Origin of the sequence: Sulfuricurvum sp. RIFOXYD12_FULL_44_77 (assembly GCF_001830725.1) — a bacterium.
Taxonomy (GTDB): domain Bacteria; phylum Campylobacterota; class Campylobacteria; order Campylobacterales; family Sulfurimonadaceae; genus Sulfuricurvum; species Sulfuricurvum kujiense_A.
Genome location: NZ_MIBU01000117.1, coordinates 1 through 2,332, shown reverse-complemented (window position 1 = coordinate 2,332; position 2,332 = coordinate 1). Strand labels below are relative to the sequence as shown.

The window sequence follows — 2,332 nt, the reverse complement described above, 5'->3', positions numbered from 1 at the left end:
GACGTTCAGATAGGCACAGCAGGATTAGGAGCGTCGAAGCTCGGTGATGCGGTGGTGCTTGGAGGGAGCTTTTGGCAGCAGGTGGTCAATATCCCTAGCGATGCGACACTCTCCAATGAGATGCTGTTACGGGTCAATCCCCACGTCGTTCGCGGTATGTCTCAAGCAGAGGGGATCACCTTTTTTACGGGACTGGTGATGCGCTGGTTTCGCAACAGCTTTGGATGCGGAAAAAGTTATGCGGAACTTGAGGAGATGGCTAAAAAAGTTCCTCTCGGCTCCTACGGTATTACCCCGATCTTTAGTGATCGGATGAACTACGGCGAGTGGATACATGCGTCTCCTTCGTTTATCGGATTGGGGTTGGATGAGTCCAAATACAACGTCGCATCGATGTTTCGCGCATTGGAAGAGAATGCGTGTATCGTCAGCGCGATCAATCTAGAGAACATTAAAGCTTTCAGCGGCGTACATCCAAACTCTATCACCTTTGCGAGTGGGGCATCCAACGGAGCTTTGTGGTCGCAGATATTGGCTGATGTGACAGGTTTGGAAGTACGTGTACCGGTAGTCAAAGAGGCAACGGCATTGGGTGTGGCGATGGCGTGCGGTATCGGTGCTGGGGTCTATAAAAGCTTTGAAGAGGCGGGGAAAGAGATCGTCAAAATCGAGCGGACGTATGAACCGAACGCGGTCAATCACGAACAATACGGCGAGATCAAAGAGAGATGGCTTAAAGTGTACGCTAAACAAATGGAGCTAGTTCGTGAAGGGATTACGGAGCCGATGTGGAAGGCTCCGGGAATTTAGAACCCATATGCCTTTTCATCGAGTAAATCGAGTTCTTCGGTGTATTTATCATCCACAAACGGCTCATAGTGCGATTTGTAGTAGGCATAATGTTCCGTATGTTTATGCCCCTCTAACGACGCATCATCTGCCCACGACTCAACGGCGAAGAATTTACGTGGATTATCACGAGATTGAAAGATATAGTAATAGAGGCATCCCGGCTCTTTAAGTGAGGGAGCTACCATATCCTCTAATAATTTTTTCACCGTTGCGATATGTTCCTCTTTGGCGATAAAGGTCACTTTTTTCGTAATTTTCATTTTTTTCCTTATTTTTTTAGTTTTGCTTGCTCTAATTCCCAGTATTCCATTTCGAACATCTGAGCGAGTGTGAGTGAACCCCATCCTCCGAGCTGTTCGGCAGAGAGGAGCGCGGTGATGGTGTGTTTGACGATATCACCGATAATACGGGACTCTTTTTCATCTTTCCCTAGCACGACGATACCCACCCCTTTGATCACCGCATAGCGAGGGGCGAGATCGAGACAGATGTGTTCCGAGGAGGCATTAGCGTCGAAATAGCTTTTGTACTCCTGCGCAAATTGCTCAATCCCCTTAGCGATATCACCGTCGATGATTGCTGGGAACGGTTTGATCCGGATAACGTGTTCGGGTGTCAATCCCCCTTTTTTGACAAGGGTTTCGAGATTAGGGAGGATACTGAAAAGCTGGGCGCGGGGTGAATCGATGAGAAGGGGAAACAACTCACATCCGCGAAGTTTTGCCGCTTCGATTCCGACCGCTTGCGCAATACTCGGGTCGCCTTTTCCTTCACAATCACCACATGCCAAGGTGACGTGTTCAGCCAGATACGCTTCGGCTACAGTGACGAGTTCAATCATCTTCTCATAGGCACGCTGTGCATCGTTATCAAACGTAAAGACGCCGTGGTGCATCAGAATCATCCCCGTGAGGGAGTTCCAATCGATATTACATGTCATCTCATAGATATACTTTGCCAGCTCAAATCCGGGCATTACATAATCGATGATGAGCATATTTTCACCGTAGAGTTCTTGAACCAGCGCTTTGCCCTCTGGGGTATTGGTGAGGGTAACGACCGCATCGGCATGGGTATGATCGACAAAATCATAAGGGATAATGGCGTGGAGGATCGCTTCGATGGAGGGATTCGGGAAACTCTGATCTGACATGGCGGCACGCTGCTCCGCAACCATTTGGGTATCGCTGAGGCTCTCTCTCGTAGCCATTTCCAGCAGTACACCCAGATCGACGGGGGAGAATCCTCCTTTCTCGATGGTATCGAGATTCCAGCCTGAGCCCTTGACGTAGAGGGTGTTATCGATTTTTACCGAGGTATTTCCGCCGCCGTGGAGTACCAGCTCCTTGCTTTGACCCAAGAGCTGAGAGGTATAGACCCTCATTCCCAGCGGGTCATTTAGAAATTGTGCGGCGGTGCAAGAGTCAAAGAGGCTTGTCATAATGTTAGATCCTTCTATTAGTGGTCAAATTATAGCGAT

Annotated in this window: 3 protein-coding genes; 1 reads left to right on the top strand and 2 read right to left on the bottom strand. The window is 49.0% G+C overall.

Annotated elements, in window-relative coordinates:
- On the top strand, window positions 1-810 hold an 810-nt coding region (locus A2517_RS04975; RefSeq protein ID WP_294894741.1), incomplete at its 5' end, for an FGGY-family carbohydrate kinase.
- On the opposite strand, the gene A2517_RS04970 is transcribed toward A2517_RS04975, so the two are convergent.
- Both A2517_RS04970 and A2517_RS04965 read right to left on the bottom strand, forming a co-directional pair.
- A complete protein-coding gene (locus A2517_RS04970; RefSeq protein ID WP_294894739.1) occupies window positions 807-1,112 on the bottom strand; it encodes a putative quinol monooxygenase in 306 nt (101 codons plus the stop codon). The two genes, A2517_RS04975 and A2517_RS04970, sit on opposite strands and share 4 nt — an antisense overlap.
- Window positions 1,113-1,120: 8 nt before the next feature.
- Window positions 1,121-2,293 (bottom strand): class II aldolase/adducin family protein, encoded by a 1,173-nt coding sequence (locus A2517_RS04965; protein WP_294894737.1) that lies wholly within the window; start codon window positions 2,291-2,293, stop codon window positions 1,121-1,123.
- Between the last annotated feature and the right edge of the window lie 39 nt (window positions 2,294-2,332).

What these genes read in the sequence shown, in the direction of transcription:
- A2517_RS04970 (WP_294894739.1), bottom strand. Translation starts at nt 1,112, where the DNA reads ATGAAAATTACGAAAAAAGTGACCTTTATCGCCAAAGAGGAACATATC.
- A2517_RS04965 (WP_294894737.1), bottom strand. Translation starts at nt 2,293, where the DNA reads ATGACAAGCCTCTTTGACTCTTGCACCGCCGCACAATTTCTAAATGAC.